A 19,717-nucleotide genomic window follows, 5' to 3' on the forward strand; every position below is an offset into this window, starting at 1 on the left:
GCGGGCGTCCCACGCAACCAAAACTGTCCTGATTCTAGTTCAGGAAGATGACAGAAAGGACGCGCTGGAGACGGGTCCTAACACGAGCTTGGACACTGGACCGGCCACCCGAGGCGACTCGCGCGCGACCTGTCCGGCTCCTTCGGGTCCAACACCTATGCGCGCGAGGAACTGGTCGCCGAAATCGCATCAGCCTTCATCTGCAGCAGTCTCGGCATCGAGCCGAGCGTGCGCCATGCCGACTACATCGGCTCATGGCTGACGGTTTTGCGCGAGGACAACCGCGCCATCTTCCGCGCCGCAAGCCATGCCTCGAAAGCCGCCGATTTCCTGCTTGGCCGCAATGTCGATGTCGAAGGCGAGGCACATGCCGAAACCGCCTATGGGAGCGCGCAATCCTCACACGCGACCGCCTTGCGCCTCTGATGACGCAAAGCCGCGCGCAACCAACTCGACAGTTCTTTTGAGGTTGCCCTAACGCCGATGGCCGGCGTTGGCGTCGATCGTTCATCGGACCGAGGTTCGCAAAAAAAGAGGGCGGCATTGATGCCGCCCTCTCGTTGCGAAAGCTGCCAGAGCTGGATTAGAAATCCATGCCGCCCATGCCGCCCATGCCGCCGCCGCCCATGCCGCCAGGCATGCCGCCGCCAGCCGACTCCTTCTTCGGAGCCTCCGCGATCATGGCTTCGGTGGTGACCAGCAGGCCGGCGACCGAGGCCGCGTCCTGAAGAGCCGTACGGACAACCTTGACCGGATCGACGATACCCATGGCGATCATGTCGCCATACTCGCCGGTCTGGGCGTTGTAGCCGAAGGTCGCGCCCTTGTTCTCAAGGATCTTGCCGGCAACGATCGATGCTTCCGCACCGGCGTTGGCCGCGATCTGGCGGGCCGGAGCCTGAAGCGCACGACGCACGATGTTGATGCCGGCGGCCTGGTCGGCATTGACGCCGGTGGCCTTGATGTTGGCCGAAGCGCGCAGCAGCGCGACGCCACCACCAGCAACGATGCCTTCTTCGACGGCCGCGCGGGTCGCGTTGAGGGCGTCATCGACGCGGTCCTTCTTTTCCTTGACTTCGACTTCCGTCGCACCGCCGACGCGGATCACCGCAACGCCGCCGGCGAGCTTCGCCAGACGTTCCTGCAGCTTCTCCTTGTCGTAGTCCGAAGTGGTCTCTTCGATCTGCTGCTTGATCTGGGCAACGCGGCCCTGGATCTCGGCCTTCTTGCCGGCGCCGTCGACGATGGTGGTGTTCTCCTTGGAGATCGACACCTTCTTGGCGCGGCCGAGCATGTTGAGGCCGACGTTCTCGAGCTTGATGCCGAGGTCTTCCGAGATGACCTGGCCACCGGTGAGGATGGCGATGTCTTCCAGCATGGCCTTGCGGCGATCACCGAAGCCCGGCGCCTTGACGGCGGCGATCTTCAGGCCGCCACGCAGCTTGTTGACGACCAGCGTGGCCAGAGCCTCGCCTTCGACGTCTTCCGAGATGATGAGCAGCGGCTTCGAGGTCTGCACGACGGCTTCGAGAACCGGCAGCATGGCCTGGAGGTTGGACAGCTTCTTCTCGTGCAGGAGGATGTAGACGTCCTCGAGCTCGGCAACCATCTTGTCGGCGTTGGTGACGAAGTAGGGCGAGAGGTAGCCGCGGTCGAACTGCATGCCTTCGACGACTTCGAGTTCGGTCTCGGCGGTCTTGGCTTCCTCAACCGTGATGACGCCTTCGTTGCCGACCTTCTGCATCGCTTCGGCGATCATCTTGCCGACCGAAGCATCGCCGTTGCCGGCGATGGTGCCGACCTGGGCAACCTCTTCGGAGGTCTTGATCTTCTTGGCGTTCTTGATCAGGGTCGCAACGACGTCGGTTACCGCGAGGTCGATGCCGCGCTTCAGGTCCATCGGGTTCATGCCGGCGGCAACGGCCTTGTGGCCTTCCTGGACGATCGACTGCGCCAGAACGGTCGCGGTCGTGGTGCCGTCGCCAGCGATGTCGTTGGTCTTCGAAGCAACTTCGCGGACCATCTGCGCGCCCATGTTTTCGAACTTGTCCTCAAGCTCGATTTCCTTGGCGACGGTGACGCCGTCCTTGGTGATGCGCGGGGCGCCGAACGACTTGTCGATGACCACGTTGCGGCCCTTGGGGCCGAGCGTGACCTTCACCGCGTCAGCGAGGATGTTGACACCGCGCAGCATGCGCTCGCGGGCATCGCGGGAGAATTTTACGTCTTTGGCAGCCATTTTTAGCTCCTGGCAGGGGCTTCAATCGAGCCCGGGAATTCAGTTGACGAAAGGGCCTGATATGAGCCGATGATGCCCATGATGTCGGATTCCTTCATGATCAGAAGGTCTTCGCCATTGAGCTTGACTTCCGTGCCCGACCACTTGCTGAACAGGATGCGGTCGCCGGCCTTGACGTCCAGCGGGACCAGCTTGCCAGCTTCGTCACGAGCGCCGAAGCCGACAGCGATGATCTCGCCTTCCTGCGGCTTTTCCTTTGCCGTGTCGGGGATGATGATCCCGCCAGCGGTCTTGGATTCGGATTCGACCCGGCGAACGACCACGCGGTCATGCAGCGGGCGGAACTTCGACTTTGCCATTTTCGGATTTTTCCCTGGTGCGCTGTTGAGGGGTTTTTGTTAGCACTCGCGATGGACGAGTGCTAACGCGATAGTGAGGTAGGCTGTAAGCGGGCACTCGTCAAGACGGACGAGGGCAGGCGAGGAGCTCTGGCCCCCTCCCCGGTGGAACCCAACGCATACGCGGCATCCGCGTTGATGGCTGCGAGCCCCACATTTCCATTGAATTCGGCGTCATGACGCCAACTTGCTCGCGCCGCTTCCAAGTCGTCAGTCGTGCTGCCGTCAGCACGAACATAGGGCTGCGCTTCACTTCCCGTCGAAGCCGCGGCAAGCAGCGTCGCCGTCAGCACGCTCCTTTGCAGATGCTTGCCAAAGGTGGACAGTGAGCGCACCTGCGCCGGGCTGTTGGTGCGAACGTAAGACGTCATTGACAACTCCTTTTTGCAAGTCGAGCCCCTTCTCCACCTTCGGCCGCCGTCGACGCGAAGAAGTCCGCATCGCGTTGAAGACGAGCTGCGAAAAAGAGAAAGATGTGTTTGATGGCTGCGGCCCCAACGGTGCCTTCAGATTTGAGATCACTTCCGCCGCGAGCGGCTGAAGCTCCTCGCAACGTCAAATCGAATCTGCTGCCAAGCCTCCAGGAAAGGAGAGCATTGCTCATCTCGCGCTTGTGCATGCAGTCAACCTTCGATCCGTGTTGCCACATCAAGAGCAAATGCCGTGCCAAAGCTCACTGGGAAGTGAACGCATGGCTCTCCCTGAAAACCTCACAAATCCAGCATGGTCAATTGTGCGGAACCCGACATGCGTCTTCTGCCACTGTCAGCTTTCGGACAGGCATGACGCGTTTCGCGCCGACCACCGGTCGATCGGTTTTGGGGCCGGTCTGTTCGCCTCATAAGAGCGCGTTACATTGCGTAGCGGTTTCCCGAGCGCCGCCACATGACACTGGACCTGCAGGTAGCACCGGCTTCTCATCCAGCCTTACTTTGGCCCCCTCGCGTATCAAATTCCCGCTGGCGAGCCCTGCTTTCATAGATCGCACCATGCCGGATGTCTGCTCTGGCGCCCGACCCGCTGGCACGATCTCGATCCGGCATAAGGGCGCAGCATCTTTGCAGGCCGTTTCATCCCGGCGTCCTGCTTGGCTGACAGACCGCACTTGGCGAGCGGTCTCCATGCTCTCTCCAAGGACCATCCCTGCGGCTGGCTTGTCGACCTATGGGCGGGTCCGGCCGCCCGAAACCCTCGCGCCATCAGCTTTTTTCCCCGCCGCCTGCGGCGGCTTCCTCGCGCCGCTTCGCTCACAAAAAAGCTGCCCGCTCGGGTCCTTCACTGTCGCTGCGGCCCTGTCGGATTCAGGCGGTCCTGACGCGCCCATTACGGTGCGCCATCGCAGGGGATGGTCCCCGGCGAAACCACAAAAGGAGACTTCGAAATGACCGCGATCGGTTACGTCAACAAGCAGGAAAACGGCGCCTACAAGGGCCAGTTCAAGACGCTCAGCGTCCGCGCCGACATCGATATCGTCCCCAACCAGGCCAAGAGCGCCGATAACCATCCCGACTTCCGGGTGCTTACGCAAGGGGTCGAAGTCGGCGCTGGCTGGATCCGCACCGGCGAGACTTCCGGCAAGGATTATGTGAGCCTGTCGATTGCAGCGCCGGAGTTCGGACCGCGCAAGCTCTACGCCAATCTCGGCCGAGCCGCCGGCCAGGACGATCACGACACCTACGCCATCATCTGGAACCCGGCCGACTGACCGGCCGAGATAAGAGCCTCGCGCCGCAGCCCCGGCGCGGGGCTCATTCCCAGGAGTTCCACCCAAACCCCGTCCGCCCTAAAGGGCGGCGAAAACTCTCCCCCGACTCTTCGCCCGTCCCCGAGACGATCTCCCTCGCCCATCCTCGCCCTCGCTTGTCCGAAGCGAAACGAGGATCATCATGGACGACGAAAACGAACGCGCGGCCCGCGCGAAAAAGGGCAGCCCGTTTCTCAGCACAGCCCAAGCCGCCTTCTATATCGGGCTCTCCCAGCGCACGCTCGAAAAGATGCGGCTCAAGGGCGGCGGCCCGAAATTCCGCAAGCACGGCCGCTATGTCCGCTATCACATCGACGAACTCGACCATTGGTCGAAAGGACACCCGCAGCACTCCATCGCCGGCGATGGCAAGGCCGGTTCCGGCCAGGGCGGCACGGGAGGCCGTTCATGAGGCGGCGCCCTTCCATCCATCTGATCGGCAGCCGCCTGAGGCGTGTTCGAGCCCGTAAGACGGTCGCCTTGGCCGCGGCCGGTCTCGGTCTTTTGGGCTTCACGGCGCTGGGAAAGCCCGCCCCTTGGCTGGTCTGGAACGCCTCGGCCAGCGCGCCGATCGGCCTTTACCGCATCGCTGCGGGAGCGCTGGCGCGTGGCGATCTCGTGCTCGTGCGCCCGCCTGAATACGCGGCGTATCTCGCCGCCGAGCGCAGCTATCTGCCTCGCAATGTGCCGCTGGCAAAACGTCTTGCAGCGCTGCCGGACGATAATGTCTGCGCCTTCAATGACGCCATCATCATCGGCGGCGACATCGTCGCGCGCCGGCTCAAAATCGACGCCGAAGGCCGACCTTTGCCATGGTGGAACGGCTGCCGAGCGCTCGGGGATAACGAGGTTTTCCTGCTCGGCAGCGACAAAAACCGCTCCTTCGACAGCCGCTATTTCGGGCCTGTTCCCACTCAAAATGTCATCGGGAGGCTCGTACCACTATGGACCGAGTGACCCTCCTCTTGTTGGGCATGATCGCCATTGCGCCATGCGCCTGTTCCGCCTCGACCGGCGCTGAGCCGGTCGCCATCTCCCAAAGTCCGCAGCTGCGAAAGTGGCAGACGTTGGTATCGGAAGCAAGCCGGCGCTTCCATATTCCCCAAGCCTGGATCTATGCCGTCATGGCTGCCGAAAGCGGCGGCAAGACAATGCGCGGCGGCCGCCCCATCACCTCCCCCGCTGGCGCCATGGGCCTCATGCAGGTGATGCCCGGCACCTATGAAGAGATGCGGGTCGAACACGGCCTTGGGCCTAACCCCCACGATCCGCGCGACAATATCCTGGCCGGCACGGCCTATCTCAGTGCCATGTATGACCGCTTCGGATTTCCTGGCCTGTTTGGCGCCTACAATGCCGGTCCCGAGCGCTACGACGAGCATTTGAAGCGTGGCAAACCGCTGCCAGAAGAGACCGTCGAGTACCTCGACCAACTCAAGGCGGCCGGAGTTTCGGCGGCCGACATCGAGGCGTTCGAAAGCCAATCTGTCGCTCCAAAGGCGCAAATCGCTCCTCTCGGACGGTCGCTGTTCTTCATTCATGACGGTGTTCACTCAGGCGTGCGAAACGGCGATCTCTTCGTGCCGCTCGGCAAGGACGGCGCGCAGCCGAAGGAGCCGGTGCGTTAGCCATGGCGGACGGGGGCGCGTCTGGCGGGGCTGGGCGCGGAAGGCAAGATAAAGGTACCGCCTCCAGGAGGCGGTTAAATCTTTGTCTGCACATCGTTTTTCCGGGAGGCTGCCGCCGGTGCCAAGAGGGTTTGACGTGTAAGTGTCTGATTTTGCTTGATATGTCTGGGAGGCTCGCATTAAGGATGACGAGTTCAGGCCGAAGCTCGGCAAAATCGGGTCGCGCGGCTCGAAGGCCGGCAAACGCTATGCCGGCCAGGTTCGTGCGGCGATCAACCGGGCTGGCGGCCGGCCGCAACGCGGTGGTCGCTTCACAGGAAGCCGGACAGGGCGCGGCGGGGCGGCCGCCGCACTGCTGAAATCGCGCGACCGGTATGCCGCCTTCCGCCAGCGCCGGGTGATCGTCAAGGCGCGGGTCGTCAAGCTCGCCGGCAAGGGCGCGGACGGGGCGCGTGCCCATCTACGCTATCTTCAGCGCGACGGGGTCACCCGCGAAGGTGAACCTGGCGAGCTCTACGGCGCCGACAGCGGCCGCGTCGACGGCAAGGCGTTCATCGATCGCGCGGACGGCGACCGCCATCAGTTCCGCTTCATCGTCGCTGCCGAAGACGGCATCGAGTACGACGACCTCAAGGCGCTGACGCGGCGGCTCATGGCGCAGATGCAGGAAGACCTCGGCACGAAGCTCGACTGGGTCGCGGTCGATCATTTCAACACCGGCCACCCGCACAGCCACATCATCGTCCGTGGCAGGGACGACCGTGGCGAGAACCTGGTCATCGCGCGCGAATATATCTCATCTGGCATCCGCGAGCGGGCGGCCGAGCTGGTCAGCCTCGATCTCGGTCCGCGAACCGACCGCGAGATTGAGCTTCGCCTGCGCCGGGAAATGGAGCAGGAACGCTTCACCAGCATCGACCGTCGGCTGCTCAGCATGCGTGATGATGACGGCCTGGTCTCGCCGGGCGGTCCCGACGCCATTCGCCAGACGCTGCACCAGGGACGGCTGCGCAAGCTCGAGCGGATGGGTCTGGCCGCGGAGGTCGGCGCTGGCTCCTGGCGCCTCGACGATGAGCTCGAAGCCACGCTGCGCCGCACCGGCGAACGCGGCGACATCATCAAGACCATGCACCGCGAACTGACCGGCAAGGGGCTTGCCCGCAGGGCCGCCGACTGGGTGATCCACGATCGATCCGGCGAGCCCGTCCAGTCTCTCGTCGGTCGCGTTGTCGCGCGTGGACTGGCCGACGAGATCAATGACCGCCATTACATGATCGTCGACGCCGTCGACGGTAAGAGCCATTGGATCAACATCGGTAGAGGCGAGGCGATGGAAACGATGCCTAATGGCTGCATCGTGCGTGTCGCGCCAAGGAACACCGAGCCGAGGCAGGTCGATCGTACCATCGCCGAAATCGCCGCCGCGCATGGCGGCCGTTACGACGTCGATATGCACCTGAAGCATGACCCATCCGCCACCGAGAGCTTTGCGCGAACGCATGTGCGGCGGCTGGAGGCGATCCGCCGCGCGACCGGCGGCGTCGAGCGAGAGCCGAACGGCACCTGGCTCATCGCGCCGGACCATCTCGATCGCGTCGCGAATTATGAGGGCCAGCGGGCCAGGGCCGAGCCTGTCGTTGCCGACAAGCTCTCCTCAATGGCGCTGGAGCGACAGGTCAGCTTCAACGGCGCCACCTGGCTCGACCGGGAGCTGGTTGCCGATAGACCCGAGCCTTTGCACGGATCCGGCTTCGGCCGCGACGTGAGAGAGGCGCAAGCTCGCCGGCGGCAGTGGCTGATCGCGCAAGGCCTCGCGCATAAAGAACAGGATGGGATCGTCTATCGAGCCAACATGCTTTCGATCCTGCGCCAGCGAGAACTGAACCGTGTTGCTGGCCAACTGTCGGAGGAACTTGGCCTGCCCTATGCCGAAGCGCGATCCGGAGGACGAGTAGAGGGTACGCTCCGCCGCTCCGTCGAGCTTGCCAGCGGAAAATATGCCGTCGTTGAAAAGTCGCGCGAGTTCACGCTGGTGCCATGGCGGCCGGTGCTTGAGCGCCATGTGGGCAAGGAGGTCTCCGGTGTCGTAAGTGGGGAGGGGATTTCATGGACCGTCGGCCGGCAAAGGAGCGGACCTGGTGTTTCGTGAGATGGTGTACAGCTTTTTAGCCAGCGGCGCGGGCAGCCATGCGAGCCCGCGTAGACCTTATGGCCGCACGCCCGCAATCGGTCGCATGGACCTGCCAGGCGGGGCGGCTTTGGAGCGTTCGGACCCGACACGCTGCGTGAGTGGCCAGACTTCGAGCGCTCGAAGATGCGGACTGTTGTCTGCTGGCCGGCGTTATTCCGGCTGGCCTATGACCGCGGCGCAACAGTTCACCGCTGAAGTTGCCACGGGCGAACATCGACAAGAGAAAAAACACCATTGCGCGATACAAATCGCCGTTGAAAGCGTTTAGGTTGCATGCGCTTCGCCAAGTAAACGGATACCCCAGAAGAGAGCCATGACCACGGCCCGCCATATCGTGACGCTGCTTAAAAGCCACATTGCCGGCGACGAGGATCGTTTCCTCTCTATCGCGATGCAGCTTGCTGCGCATGAGGCACGTCAAGGCCATGGTAAGCTTGCTCAGGAGCTCAAGGATCTGGTCGACGCAGCCAAGAGCAGGGACGCCCGGATTGTCAAGAGCAGTCGGCCGGTTCCCCTTTTTCAGCCAAAGGGCGAGCTCGCAGGGCTCCTGCATGTGCGCTATCCGGACCTGCGACTGACCGACATGATTTTGCCGGACAGTCTGCGCTCGCGCCTGCACCGCGTGCTGGGAGAGCAGCGCCAACAAGCAAGCTTGCGCGAGCACGGGCTTGTTCCCCGTCGCAAACTGCTTCTGGTCGGCCCGCCAGGATCAGGCAAGACGATGACCGCATCGGCATTGGCCGGGGAGCTTCATCTGCCCCTTTTCACGATCGTCCTCGATGGTTTGATCACCAAGTTCATGGGAGAGACTGCCGGAAAGCTGCGGCTTGTTTTTGATGCAATGCAGGCGACGCGGGGCGTCTACTTCTTTGACGAATTCGATGCCATCGGCGCGCGTCGAGGCGAACGCCAGGATGTTGGCGAGATTCGGCGCGTGCTGAATTCGTTTCTGCAGTTTCTCGAGCAAGACGACAGCCACAGCCTGATTATTGCGGCAACAAATCATCCCGAGCTGCTCGACAGAGCTTTGTTCCGCCGTTTCGACGATGTCATCGAATACGCCGTGCCCGATCGGCCGATTATAGAGGCGCTGCTTCGGGCTCGACTCGACCGCTTCGACACCAGAGGGCTTGCCTGGAACGAGGCGATCTCTCAGGCAGAGAGACTGTCGCAGGCCGAGATCACGCGCGCGGCCGACGACGCTGCAAAAACCATCATATTGCGGGGGGGAAGCGGATCACCTCGGAAGCGCTCATCGACGCTCTGAAGGAACGCCGGCAGGCGTCGCTGTTTGAGTAGCGACAGCACAGATCATAATGGCAGACGATTTTCCGCGCGACCGCGCCCATATCCACCTTCGCAACAACGGCATTCGGGAAGCCTATCGGCGGCCCAACCAACTTATACATGCACCGCCGCTGCCGGCGCGTGATCGGGCGTCGCATGCTGCGGCCTTGACGCAATCCATCGAACAAGCGGTCGAAAGTGCACGCCAGCAGATTGCGGCGCGTGACCCCCAGCTGTCGGTCGGCACGCCTGGCTTTTACCTCGCGATCGATCTGCCCATGTCCGGACGGGCGGCCCTCGACCAGTTGGCCGATCGTCGCCAGCACATGGAGCTGGTCGCCGTCCATGAGCCAACTCAACCCGGTGCTCCCATCACAGCGTCGGTGTTCCTGCCGCAAAGCGCGCAAGCCTATTATTTGCGGAAAGTCGAGGCGTATCGAGACGTTGATACTGACCGCGGCAGACCGCGCAACGAGCCGCTCGTCTCCCGCATGGAGACAGTCAGGCTGGCGACTGCACGATCGTTGTTTACCGACCACGACGACCTCTTCCCCCAGGCCGCTGACGAGCAGGTGTGGTGGGAAGTCTGGCTGCGCGACGGTCGCCGCGAGAACTTCGAGCACATTGCCGAAGCCCTGAACATCACTTTGCGCACGCATGCGGTTAGGTTTCCGGAGCGGGTGGTCATGCTGGCCCTCGCCAGCACGGCAATGCTCGACCGCATGATTGCGCACAGCGATGTCGTCGCCGAGCTGCGGCGCGCGAAGGATACGCCGTCCTTCTTCCTGGGCCTTGGCGGCGCGGAGCAAAGGGACTGGAGCGACGAGCTTCTCGGGCGCGTCAGACCGCCTCAATCCGATATTGCGGTCTGCATTCTCGACAGCGGCGTGCGTCGCACCCACCCGTTGATCGAACCCGCACTTGCCGTTTAAGACTGGCACACCGTCAAACCGGCATGGGGCAGCGACGACACACCTGCGTGGAGCGGCCACGGGACGCGAATGGCAGGTGTCGGCCTGTACGGTGATCTGGTCCCGCTCCTGGTCGGAGGCGATCCAGTTCCATTGCCCTTTCGGCTGGAGAGTGTTCGTATCCTTCCGCCAGAAGACGAGGCAAACGATCCAGAACTCTATGGCGCGATCACCGCGGAAGCGATCGCCCGCGCCGAGGTGCAGGCGCCGGAGCGCCGCCGCGCGATCGCAATGGCTGTGACAAGCGCCAGTCCGGCGCGTGGAAGGCCCACATCGTGGTCTGCCGCTATCGACCAACTCTGTTTCGAAGAGGAACAGCGACGCTTGATCGTTCTCTCTGCCGGCAACATCGGCGATGACCTCATGCCGGCCGAGCATTTGACGCGCAACGATCTGGAAGCAGTCGATGATCCTTCTCAGGCCTGGAATGCGCTGACGGTCGGCGCTTTCACAGAAAAGGTCGATATCATTGACACCGACTTTTCGGGCTACGCTCCGATCGCGCCGGTCGGCGAGCTCTCGCCGCGCAGTCGCACTTCGGTCGTTTGGGACAGGCAGTGGCCGGTGAAGCCCGAGGTCGTCTTCGAAGGCGGCAATCTCGCCCATGACGGTGTGTTGCCCGGCGAGCCGATCGACGATCTGCAGATATTGACCACTTTCTGTCGACCCGAACTGCGCCACTTCACCACCCTCGGAGATACGAGCGCGGCAACGGCCCATGCCGCACGGATGGCGGGACTAATTCTATCAGCGCGCCCCGAGCTGTGGCCTGAATCGGTTCGCGCCCTGATCGTCCACTCGGCCGAATGGACTCCGGCGATGCGCGCACGCATCGATGCGTGCAACGGAGCGAAGGGCGAGATCCAGGCGCTCGTGCGGCGCTATGGTTACGGCGTGCCAGATCTTGGGCGCGCGCTTCTGTCAACGGTGAACGACCTCACGCTTATCGTTGAAGATGAGCTTCAGCCTTTCCAGCGCGAGGGCGGCGCGGCTGCCAAAACGCGTGACATGAAGCTGCATCGCCTGCCTTGGCCGAAGGAGCAGCTCGCGGCGCTCGGCGCTGCCCAGGTCGAGCTCCGCGTCACGCTGTCCTATTTCATCGAACCCAACCCCGGTGAACGCGGATGGACCCGCCGGCATCGTTACGCGTCCCATGGTCTTCGGTTCAGAGTAAAGTCAGCGACCGAGACAGTCGACGAATTCCGAGCCCGCATCAATCAGGCCGCTCGGGACGAGGAGGAAGGGGCGCCTGCTGGAGGCGGAGAAGAGTGGCTGCTCGGCACCTTCCGCGATCGCGGCTCGTTGCACGCCGATTTCTGGTCGGGCAGCGCCGCCGATCTCGCCGAGCGTGACGCGATCGGCGTGTTCCCGGTCGGGGGCTGGTGGAAGGAGAAGCCTTACCTGGAACGCGTCGACGCTCTGGCTCGGTACGCCCTGATTGTGACGATTCGGGCGCCTGGGGTCGATGTTGACATCTTCACACCCGTCGAAGCAGCCCTGACTGTCGAGACGTCGGTCGAGACCTGATGCAGCACTGTCCAAACCGGCCAACAACGGAGGTTTGACCAGCCTCTGGTGCCATGGCGGCTGGTGCTGGATCATCACGTCGGCACGGGATCATGCGCGGAGGACGATAGGCCGGCAAAGGAGCGGGCCAAGCGTGTCATAATGGCGCCCATGGTCACGCCCACAAGCCGCGCCCCCTGCGTCTACGGAGAGGTGCGCGTCTGCTTAGGCGGCCGAGACATCGCTTACCTGATCAACGCGCTCCGTATTTGCGCCTGTAAGCGGCAATGAAATCGTCGTCGCTACAGATGCAGCGGCCGCTGGAGTCCTTGGCCTTCGGATCGTGCAAGTGAGAGCCAAGGGGGCGCAGAAGATTCACCCGAGTGCTCGTCGTCGGGCTCATGGGAAACCCCGCACTATGCTTGACCAAATCCGCGGCAAGCATAATCCCGGCAAGCACCGACTGAAAGGCCATCGGAACCACAGTTCGAACGCGGCGACTTCCTTCGCTAAGCTGGAACACCAGACCGCCGCAGATAGCCTGCTGATAAAAGGAGCGCAGGGGCTGGCCGACAAACGGGGCTAGCGGTTCAAACGGCACAGCCATCGCTGTAGCCACGCGAACTACAAAGTCGTTGGGAACTCCGGCATTTGTCTGCAGGAGCGTTTTCACCTGCTCGTGTGCTTCCGGTATTCCGAGTTCCTCGGCAATCAGCTGGTGCTCGTCCTTGGATTTTCCGGATGGCAGGTACATGCAACAAAGGCAAGCCTGGCCGTCATCGAAACCATGCCGGGAGATACCGAGATCGTGCTCCTGCATCCAAGCGTTTGCGATCCATCGCGGCAGTGCACCTTGGACAGCCAGACGGTCGGCGGCGGTGTCAAGCGCCACACCCACTTGGTCTAAGACCCAATTGCCCCGGCGCGCAACATATTCTGCCCACGTCAGAGGGTGCGCCTCGACCTCAAGGCCAGTCGATCTAAGGGCGGTGGCTGCAAGAACCGCCTTGGACATACCAATCTCCGCCTGGCCGGCCAATGCGTAGCGCTGCAGGTTTGAGAGTTCGATCGCTTCGTGATCGATTACATGCAGACGACCCTTGAGATCGGGTTGTCTCGCTAGCGCCCAAAGCGAGCCATGGCCTATCGCACCGAGCCCAACGAGGTGGGTTTCGCCAAGGTCGACTGGGAAGTCGATCGGGCCAGCCTCCCCGGCTTTGGTCTTGTCGTAGCTGCATAGCGAGAGGTCGATGGTTTCGTCCAACTCGGCGCCGGTCAACTGGGCGGCGAAGATAGTTCGAAAGACGTTGGCGGCGCCGAAGCAACTGGCGGCGCCAGCTCCAAAAGGCAGCAGACTTGGGCCAGAGCCCACCGGGTCCGTACGCGACAGCTTTGCCGCCCAACCGTCCGATCCCACGAAAAAGATCGGGCACCGGAGTGATGGGCGCGTTACCCCTGCAACGACGCAGACGGTGGCAGACTTGCCGGAACGCCGGATGCCGACTTTTGGATTGATCGACTTTGCCAAGCGCTCCAGCGCTTGGGCTTGAGAGCTCGCCGCGCTGTCCAGCGGGAGTATCGCCAGAACCGGGTAGAGCCTAGCGAGCAATCTCACCGCAAGATCTAGTGTCGCCTGGCCTTCGGCGCAGGAAGCGGCCTGATGGTCGAAGGCGACTGCCACGACCTGCTTTTCAAGAGCTGCTTTGAAGTCTCCCAGATGAAAATCGGCCAGGACCTGAGATGCCGCCGTGGCGGCACGATCGATGAAGTTAGCGAATGCCATTGTTCAACTCGATATCATGATCATTCGCGACAGTGCCGCGGGAGGGAGCGCATTCCATTTGGCCTTTTCGTCAAGCCGATAGGCGGCGACCCGAGCAAAATCGAAAGGCTCGCGGGCGAAATTCGGCACTACCAGCGACAGACACCCAACCGTGGTAGCAACCGCATAAGCGTCGTCCGTCGTCGAATGGTAGGCGCGGCCCGGATGGCTGTGAATCTGGGCCAAGAGTTTCAGGCCGCTTTTGTAGAGCCAGACATTGAGCCGGTGCAGTTCTTCGGCCGCAACGATCACGCAAACGCCATCGTTTGTCCGAATGTGACGCTGCGCCGGGATAACCGTCTCTGTTACGGCAAAGTGCCGGTCTTGCTGAACGCCGACCCAGAGCGCCATCCCCTCATTGCCTTCGCGACCAACTGAGCGCAGATGCCCATGCGTGGTCGAGATGCAGCCGCGCGGGAGAGTCACGATCGTTACATCTCTCAAACCAGTCATTCTTGTATCGCCTGAGGGGATACCACCATTCCTACGATTGCCGGTGGGAGTTGAATCTGCAACTGCTCTATAGGAATGATTCCGTACTTGATGATCTTGTCCAGGATGAAGGCCAAACAGCCTTCGCCAGAACCCCGATGAAGTAGCCATGGATCACCTGAATGGGCTGGATTGTCGTGGTATTCCCGGACGCCCGCCATGCACAGGAATGGTTCGTCCTCGGGACTGTTGGCCTGGATGAAGTCCGTCAGCGGCACGGCGTTCTGCTGGATGAGAGCTCCTATCATCTCCGGCGGCGTTCCGGGCAGCGGCGGACGTCTAAGCATTTTCAGGTATAGATCTTTCCGGGCAATCGGATGACGCGTAAACGGATCGACGAAGACCACGGACGGTGGTCTTAAGTCGTAGTCGGTGAAGTCGACCTCGCTCGCTGCGCTGATCACCCGTGGTTTTAACTTGAGGCTTGCGAAAATGAAGAAAGCGCGCGGAAAGGTCGCCTCGATCAAGAAGCAGCCCTGAGCCCGATAGACATCAGCATATGGCCGGAACCGGCCGATCTCCCGATCAAACTTCGCTCGGGAGACCTCCGGATCCACACTTTGGGGTTTAGGCACCTGCGACGCCCGCCTTCAGGCTGAGGAACAGGGTCACAGTATTCGGGAAACCGAAATCGCCAAGCTTCTTGTCGACGTCGAGCAAGTTGCCGGCCTCATCCTTCAATTCCCAATTCTCGGCTGGTTGGGCGACATTCTGCGTGTTCTCAAGGGCTTTGGTACGAATGACGTGAAGCGGCTGGTTGGGATTGGCTTCGACCTGCGTGGGCTGGCCGTTCACCACCATCGTGATCTCGATCTTGCCCGGCCCGCCGCCGTGATTATCGCCCTTACCCGAATCCTTCGACATTGTCCTACTCCTGTGGCTTGCCAACCGTCCCACGCCCTGGCGCCCACCTGCGAGTGAGACCGGCGGTCTTCAATCGTTCACCCGGCGCCACGGCCGCGAGTACGCGAAAGACAGGGGATAAGCTACCGAATCGGTGCTTGCCTTCTTTTATGGGTGACTTGAGCCGCAAGTAAATGGTCTCAAATTGCTCCTCACAACTATAATCGATTATAGCAATGCGAAAATATTGGCGACACGCCTATTCATCTGCTCTCTCACTCGCCTGCTCCGTGCTTGGCAAGGGGAGCTTTGACTGCGTCACGCGTCCCCCAATCCTGCAACGCATTCACCCGAGCCTGCGCGACACCAGCGCCCGCACCGGCCGTGATCCGCAGAACGAAACGCTGATCGTGGCGTTCTATCGCGAACTGGCGCTGCTGTTCTGGCTAGACGATTGCAACGACGTTGGCCTGATCGCGCCGGAGCAGCTCGCCGCCGTGGAGCAGGCGCTGGGGCACGGCGTACCGTGCGTTCTCTCCGGATTCGAGGGCTGCGCTCAGCTGCGCGCTTCGCTGGTGCTGGATCGGCGAACGGCGCCGGCCACGGTGGCCGCTGGCTGGGAGTACATCCATTTCGAACACTGCGCACTGCCCGAGTTGGACCTGACGCAGATCGACCTGCGCGCCTCGCTGCTGGGCAAGGCTATGCGCGCGCCGCTGCTGATCAGCTCTATGGCCGGCGGCATGCCACGGGCCGAGGCCATCAACCGGCATTTGAGCGAGGCAGCGCAAGCCTTGCGGATCGCCATGTGCGGTTCGCAGCGTGTGAGCCTGCAATCCCGTAACTCCCAGGGGCTAACGCGCGCGCTGCGCCGCCTGGCGCCAGACATTCCCTTGCTGGCCAATATCGGCGCCGCGCAACTGCGGGAGGCCGACGGCCTGGACCTGGCGCGTCGCGCGGTGGACGCGCTGGAGGCCGATGGGCTCATCGTCCATCTCAATCCGCTGCAGGAAGCGGTACAGCCGGGAGGGCGACCGCGACTGGCGCGGCGTCCTGGCGCTGATCGCTGGCGCCGCGCGCATCGTGGGCGTGCCGATCGTGGCCAAGGAAGTGGGGGCGGCCTGTCCGCCTCGGTGGCCTGTGCGCTCGTCGAGGCGGGCGTGGCGGTAATCGATGTCGCCGGCGCCGGCGGCACCAGTTGGGCCGCAGTGGAGGGCGAGCGCGCCCGCAATGCCGCCGACCGTGCAGTGGCGATGTCATTCGCCAATTGGGGGATTCCCACCCTGACCAGCGTGCAGGCGGTGCGTCGGGCGCTGCCAACGGTGAAGCTGATCGCGTCGGGCGGGATCCGCGATGGCGTCGACGTGGCCAAGGCCATCCGCCTGGGCGCGGACATCGCCGGGCAGGCGGCCAGCGTGCTGGGCGCGGCGACAGTGTCCACCGAGGCCGTTGTCGCGCATTTCGAGATCGTCATCCGCCAGTTGTTGGGTCACCATCAAACCAATTTGACGCCCCGGGACAATATCGTCCGGCATTGTCCGGTGTGCGACGATGTTGGGGATGCGACATAGGCGGATTGCCGTGTATTAAACCGCTTTTCCTTTGGCACGCATATTGCGCCCTATCGGTAAACCTCGTCATGGGCCGGCGGCAATCGCTCGGAGATTGTCGAAATAGCACAATCTGCCGGGGTGACATCCGGCCCGACTAGAGCAGGACCTTTCAGATGATGCAGAAAAGCAAGCGGCCATACTCGCGGGGAAATAGTCGCGTCAGGGCTGCATGGACGCTCTTTCCTGGTTGTTTCGGCGACGGACGCCAACTCTTCAATCGGCACCCGAACCAGTGCCTGGATGTCCAAGGAGCGCCCCTGTTGCGCGTGCCTGGCTGCACCCGCGTGCTGGCTCTCCTCCAAGGCGACGCTCGGCGCTGCTGCAGACCGGCGACGAGAACCCAACTTCAAAATTAGCATTCCGAAAACCGAAAGAAGTGAACAGGTATGTCCAGGATCGGCGCTTTGACGCGCGCGGCATGGCGATCGGCAACTCAGACGCTGGCCAAGGGTTCGAAAAGTTTACACCCGACGCTAGCGCCGGCCGATTTCAAGCGCGCACTTACGATCAACGATCGATATGGCGGGCTCACTGTCAATGTCCCCAAAATGCCTTTCTGGCTGACCGGGGGTGAAGCCTTCGTCTACCGCCGGACTAGCCACGGCGAGCAGCAGTTCATGCAGGTCGATGCTGCCACGGGTTTCAAGCGGCCCGCTTTCGATCAGGCGCGTCTGGCGGCAGCGCTAAACAAGGTGAGCCATGAGAGCTATCAAGCCGGCAATCTTCCGTTCGACCGTTTCGAACTGAGTGAGGATGGTCGCAGGCTCGACTTCCAGATTGAAGACACCCGGTGGAGCTGCGACCTTGCAAGCTATGACTGTACCAGCACCACATTCGATGCAAGGAAAGGGGACCGTAGGGAGCTCAGCCACCGCTACACGCCGCCAGCGGAGAACAACCCCGACAAGAGCAACGCGTCGCCCGACGGCAAATGGATCGCCTATATCAAGAACTGCAACGTTTTCCTGCGCAGCGAGGACGGATTGCAGGATGTTCCTCTGAGCCGGGACGGAGCCGAAGGCAATTGCTACGTCTTTTCGACGCTGAGCTGGTCGCCGGACTCGCGCCACCTCGCCGCTTACCTTGTTCGCCCCGGCTATAGGCGAGAGGTCCGCTACCTCAATTCATCGACGGACCAGTTGGAGCGGGAATATTCAACAATATTCTATCCCAGGCCGGGCGATGTCCTTCCGCTGCCCCAACCAGTCCTGTTCGACATTGCCGGCCGGCGCCAGATCGTGATTGACGGTGCCCTCTTCTCGAACGTCTTCGAACTTTCCCCTCTCCGGTGGTGGGCGGACAGCCGCGGCTTCACTTTCGAATATAACCAGCGCGGGCATCAGCTCTATCGCTTGGTCGAGGTAGACGCCGCCTCGGGCCGCGGGCGCTCCCTGATCGATGAGACCAGCGAGACATTCGTGGATTATTTGCCGCTGGGGCATGGCCAGGAGGATGCCGGAAAAATCTTCCGTTACGATGTCGATGACGGGAAGGAGATCATCTGGGCATCAGAGCGCGACGGGTATGAGCATTTGTATCTTTTCAACGGCCGGACAGGCGCGCTCGAAAACCAGATCACCCGAGGTGAGTGGGTCGTCCGGAGGGTCAACCATGTCGATCCGGTGAAGCGTCAGATCTGGTTCGAGGCGAGCGGGATGAACTCGCAGGAGGACCCCTATTGGGTCCATGCTTACCGCATCGGCTTTGACGGCAAGGGACTGACTGCACTGACGCCCGAACCGGCCAACCACCATATCGAGTTCTCGCCTGACAGGCGCTATTATGTCGATCTCTGGTCACGCATCGATCTGCCCCCGCGCATGGCACTCTACCGCGCCAGCGACAATGCCAAGCTCCAGCAGATCGAGACGGCCGACATTTCCGAGCTCGTCGCCGCAGGCTGGCAGCCGCCGCTCAGTTTCCATTCCAAGGGGCGCGACGGCAAAACTGACATCTGGGGTGTGCTCCACCTGCCAGCCAACTTCGACCCGACGAAGAAATACCCGGTTGTGGAGAATATCTATGCTGGACCCCACGGCTCCTTCGTCCCAAAATCCTTCTCGCGGTGGACAGAGCCGCTCACGCAGCTGGGCTTCGTCGTTGCTCAGATCGACGGCATGGGCACCAACAACCGCTCCCGCGCCTTCCATGATGTTGCTTGGAAGAATCTGAAGGACGCAGGATTTCCCGATCGCATTCTGTGGCACAAGGCGGCGGCCGCGCAATATCCATGGTACGACATATCCAACGTCGGCATTTTTGGCGCATCCGCCGGCGGCCAGAGTGCAGTCAGCGCGCTGCTCTTTCACCCCGATTTCTACAAGGTCGCCGTCGCCAAAAACGGCTGCTTCGACAACAGGATAGACAAGACCTGGTGGAATGAACTGTGGATGGGGTGGCCGGTCGGCATTGAATATTCGCAATCCTCCGCCGTTGACAATGCTCACAGGCTGCAGGGCAAGCTGATGATCGCGGTCGGCGAAATGGATGATAATGTCGATCCGTTTTGCTCGTTCCAGCTTGCCGATCGACTCATCAAGGCAGGAAAAGATTTTGACATTGTCTACGTTCCTGGTGCCAATCACCATACTCTAGGCACCTACACCGAGCGCAAACTCCTAGACTTCTTCGTTCGCAACATTCTCGGTCAGACCCCGCCCGACTGGAACAGCAAACCGATCGAGCTGGAGTAGCTTGTGGCTCTTGCAATTGTTAGCTCGCCTTATCGGCTGTAATCAGGGCGAGGCGCGAGCAAATCTGCACCGAAGGACGATCGTGGAGTCTAGGACTTGCGCTGCGTATTGAGGATAGGCTCGCCGCGACGTTGGTCTGAGCAAACTGCTTGATAGGCACGCCTGCAGACCGCGTGTGTGCGATTGCAAGATCCCCTATCAGCCTGGTGTGAAGCGTTCAGGGGAAAAGCCGCACCCAACGCCGCTTCCGCTCGCCGTAACGCTACGGCGGTGCGGCCCACCCGATCCGC

Annotated in this window: 12 protein-coding genes and 6 pseudogenes; 11 read left to right on the top strand and 7 right to left on the bottom strand. The window is 62.0% G+C overall.

Translation table 11 applies throughout. The features are described from left to right. Positions 1-75: 75 nt before the first annotated feature. Positions 76-426 (top strand): annotated as a pseudogene (locus tag EJ067_RS20035) (zincin-like metallopeptidase domain-containing protein); the annotation flags it as partial. A gap of 157 nt (positions 427-583) precedes the next feature. Here the strand turns inward: EJ067_RS20035 and groL are convergent. The 3 genes and pseudogenes from groL to EJ067_RS20050 form a co-directional block, all read right to left on the bottom strand. Further along, positions 584-2,239 (bottom strand): chaperonin GroEL, encoded by a 1,656-nt coding sequence (groL, locus tag EJ067_RS20040; protein WP_126057772.1) that lies wholly within the window; start codon positions 2,237-2,239, stop codon positions 584-586. A gap of 65 nt (positions 2,240-2,304) precedes the next feature. Next, positions 2,305-2,598: pseudogene (groES, locus tag EJ067_RS20045) on the bottom strand (co-chaperone GroES); the annotation flags it as partial. Between the two features lie 62 nt (positions 2,599-2,660). Next, positions 2,661-3,008, bottom strand: coding sequence for a hypothetical protein (locus EJ067_RS20050; RefSeq protein WP_063169239.1), 348 nt, complete (start codon positions 3,006-3,008; stop codon positions 2,661-2,663). Positions 3,009-4,018: 1,010 nt separating this feature from the next. On the opposite strand from EJ067_RS20050, the gene EJ067_RS20055 reads away from it, so the two are divergent. The 7 genes and pseudogenes from EJ067_RS20055 to EJ067_RS20085 all read left to right on the top strand — a co-directional run bounded on the left by EJ067_RS20055 (position 4,019) and on the right by EJ067_RS20085 (position 11,985). After that, a complete protein-coding gene (locus EJ067_RS20055) occupies positions 4,019-4,342 on the top strand; it encodes a DUF736 domain-containing protein (RefSeq protein WP_024505644.1) in 324 nt (107 codons plus the stop codon). 181 nt (positions 4,343-4,523) lie between these two features. After that, the gene (locus tag EJ067_RS20060; protein ID WP_024505645.1) at positions 4,524-4,793 is read left to right on the top strand and encodes a helix-turn-helix domain-containing protein; all 270 of its coding nucleotides are present in this window, start codon (positions 4,524-4,526) and stop codon (positions 4,791-4,793) included. Positions 4,794-4,885: 92 nt separating this feature from the next. Further along, on the top strand, positions 4,886-5,338 hold the full coding sequence (locus tag EJ067_RS20065) for a S26 family signal peptidase (protein WP_244514236.1): 453 nt from the start codon (positions 4,886-4,888) through the stop codon (positions 5,336-5,338). After that, a complete protein-coding gene (locus EJ067_RS20070) occupies positions 5,326-6,009 on the top strand; it encodes a lytic transglycosylase domain-containing protein (RefSeq protein ID WP_024505647.1) in 684 nt (227 codons plus the stop codon). Before EJ067_RS20065 ends, EJ067_RS20070 begins: the two co-directional genes overlap by 13 nt. Positions 6,010-6,187: 178 nt before the next feature. Then, on the top strand, positions 6,188-8,158 hold the full coding sequence (rlxS, locus tag EJ067_RS20075; protein ID WP_024505648.1) for a relaxase/mobilization nuclease RlxS: 1,971 nt from the start codon (positions 6,188-6,190) through the stop codon (positions 8,156-8,158). 355 nt (positions 8,159-8,513) lie between these two features. Further along, positions 8,514-9,499, top strand: a pseudogene (locus EJ067_RS20080) (ATP-binding protein). Between the two features lie 17 nt (positions 9,500-9,516). Beyond that, positions 9,517-11,985: pseudogene (locus tag EJ067_RS20085) on the top strand (S8 family peptidase). Positions 11,986-12,217: 232 nt separating this feature from the next. Here EJ067_RS20085 and EJ067_RS20090 read toward each other — a convergent pair. Genes EJ067_RS20090 through EJ067_RS20105 form a run of 4 tightly spaced genes read right to left on the bottom strand, consistent with a single transcriptional unit; the run spans position 12,218 to position 15,142 of the window. After that, on the bottom strand, positions 12,218-13,747 hold the full coding sequence (locus tag EJ067_RS20090; RefSeq protein ID WP_126057776.1) for an E2 ligase fold family C protein: 1,530 nt from the start codon (positions 13,745-13,747) through the stop codon (positions 12,218-12,220). A 3-nt stretch (positions 13,748-13,750) separates the two neighbouring features. Beyond that, positions 13,751-14,239, bottom strand: coding sequence for a Mov34/MPN/PAD-1 family protein (locus EJ067_RS20095; RefSeq protein ID WP_126057777.1), 489 nt, complete (start codon positions 14,237-14,239; stop codon positions 13,751-13,753). Continuing rightward, positions 14,236-14,853 carry a putative metal-binding protein gene (locus tag EJ067_RS20100; RefSeq protein ID WP_126057778.1) on the bottom strand — a complete coding sequence of 206 codons (618 nt, stop codon included), beginning with the start codon at positions 14,851-14,853 and terminating at the stop codon, positions 14,236-14,238. The genes EJ067_RS20095 and EJ067_RS20100 overlap by 4 nt, the downstream gene beginning before the upstream one ends. Beyond that, positions 14,846-15,142, bottom strand: coding sequence for a DUF2604 domain-containing protein (locus EJ067_RS20105; protein WP_126057779.1), 297 nt, complete (start codon positions 15,140-15,142; stop codon positions 14,846-14,848). Before EJ067_RS20105 ends, EJ067_RS20100 begins: the two co-directional genes overlap by 8 nt. A gap of 311 nt (positions 15,143-15,453) precedes the next feature. On the opposite strand from EJ067_RS20105, the pseudogene EJ067_RS34965 reads away from it, so the two are divergent. The 3 genes and pseudogenes from EJ067_RS34965 to EJ067_RS20115 form a co-directional block, all read left to right on the top strand. Then, a pseudogene (locus tag EJ067_RS34965) lies at positions 15,454-15,693 on the top strand (hypothetical protein); the annotation flags it as partial. Further along, positions 15,682-16,605: pseudogene (fni, locus tag EJ067_RS20110) on the top strand (type 2 isopentenyl-diphosphate Delta-isomerase); the annotation flags it as partial. The pseudogenes EJ067_RS34965 and fni, both read left to right, overlap by 12 nt. A gap of 515 nt (positions 16,606-17,120) precedes the next feature. Further along, positions 17,121-19,427 carry a S9 family peptidase gene (locus EJ067_RS20115; protein ID WP_126080685.1) on the top strand — a complete coding sequence of 769 codons (2,307 nt, stop codon included), beginning with the start codon at positions 17,121-17,123 and terminating at the stop codon, positions 19,425-19,427. The last annotated feature ends 290 nt before the right edge of the window (positions 19,428-19,717 follow it).

This window comes from Mesorhizobium sp. M1D.F.Ca.ET.043.01.1.1, from assembly GCF_003952385.1.
Taxonomy (GTDB): Bacteria; Pseudomonadota; Alphaproteobacteria; order Rhizobiales; family Rhizobiaceae; genus Mesorhizobium.

Coding starts and splice junctions, on each gene's coding strand:
- EJ067_RS20105 (WP_126057779.1), bottom strand. CDS start 15,142: ATGTCGAAGGATTCGGGTAAGGGCGATAATCACGGCGGCGGGCCGGGC.
- EJ067_RS20050 (WP_063169239.1), bottom strand. CDS start 3,008: ATGACGTCTTACGTTCGCACCAACAGCCCGGCGCAGGTGCGCTCACTG.
- EJ067_RS20055 (WP_024505644.1), top strand. CDS start 4,019: ATGACCGCGATCGGTTACGTCAACAAGCAGGAAAACGGCGCCTACAAG.
- EJ067_RS20095 (WP_126057777.1), bottom strand. CDS start 14,239: ATGACTGGTTTGAGAGATGTAACGATCGTGACTCTCCCGCGCGGCTGC.
- EJ067_RS20090 (WP_126057776.1), bottom strand. CDS start 13,747: ATGGCATTCGCTAACTTCATCGATCGTGCCGCCACGGCGGCATCTCAG.
- groL (WP_126057772.1), bottom strand. CDS start 2,239: ATGGCTGCCAAAGACGTAAAATTCTCCCGCGATGCCCGCGAGCGCATG.
- EJ067_RS20115 (WP_126080685.1), top strand. CDS start 17,121: ATGTCCAGGATCGGCGCTTTGACGCGCGCGGCATGGCGATCGGCAACT.
- EJ067_RS20070 (WP_024505647.1), top strand. CDS start 5,326: ATGGACCGAGTGACCCTCCTCTTGTTGGGCATGATCGCCATTGCGCCA.
- EJ067_RS20060 (WP_024505645.1), top strand. CDS start 4,524: ATGGACGACGAAAACGAACGCGCGGCCCGCGCGAAAAAGGGCAGCCCG.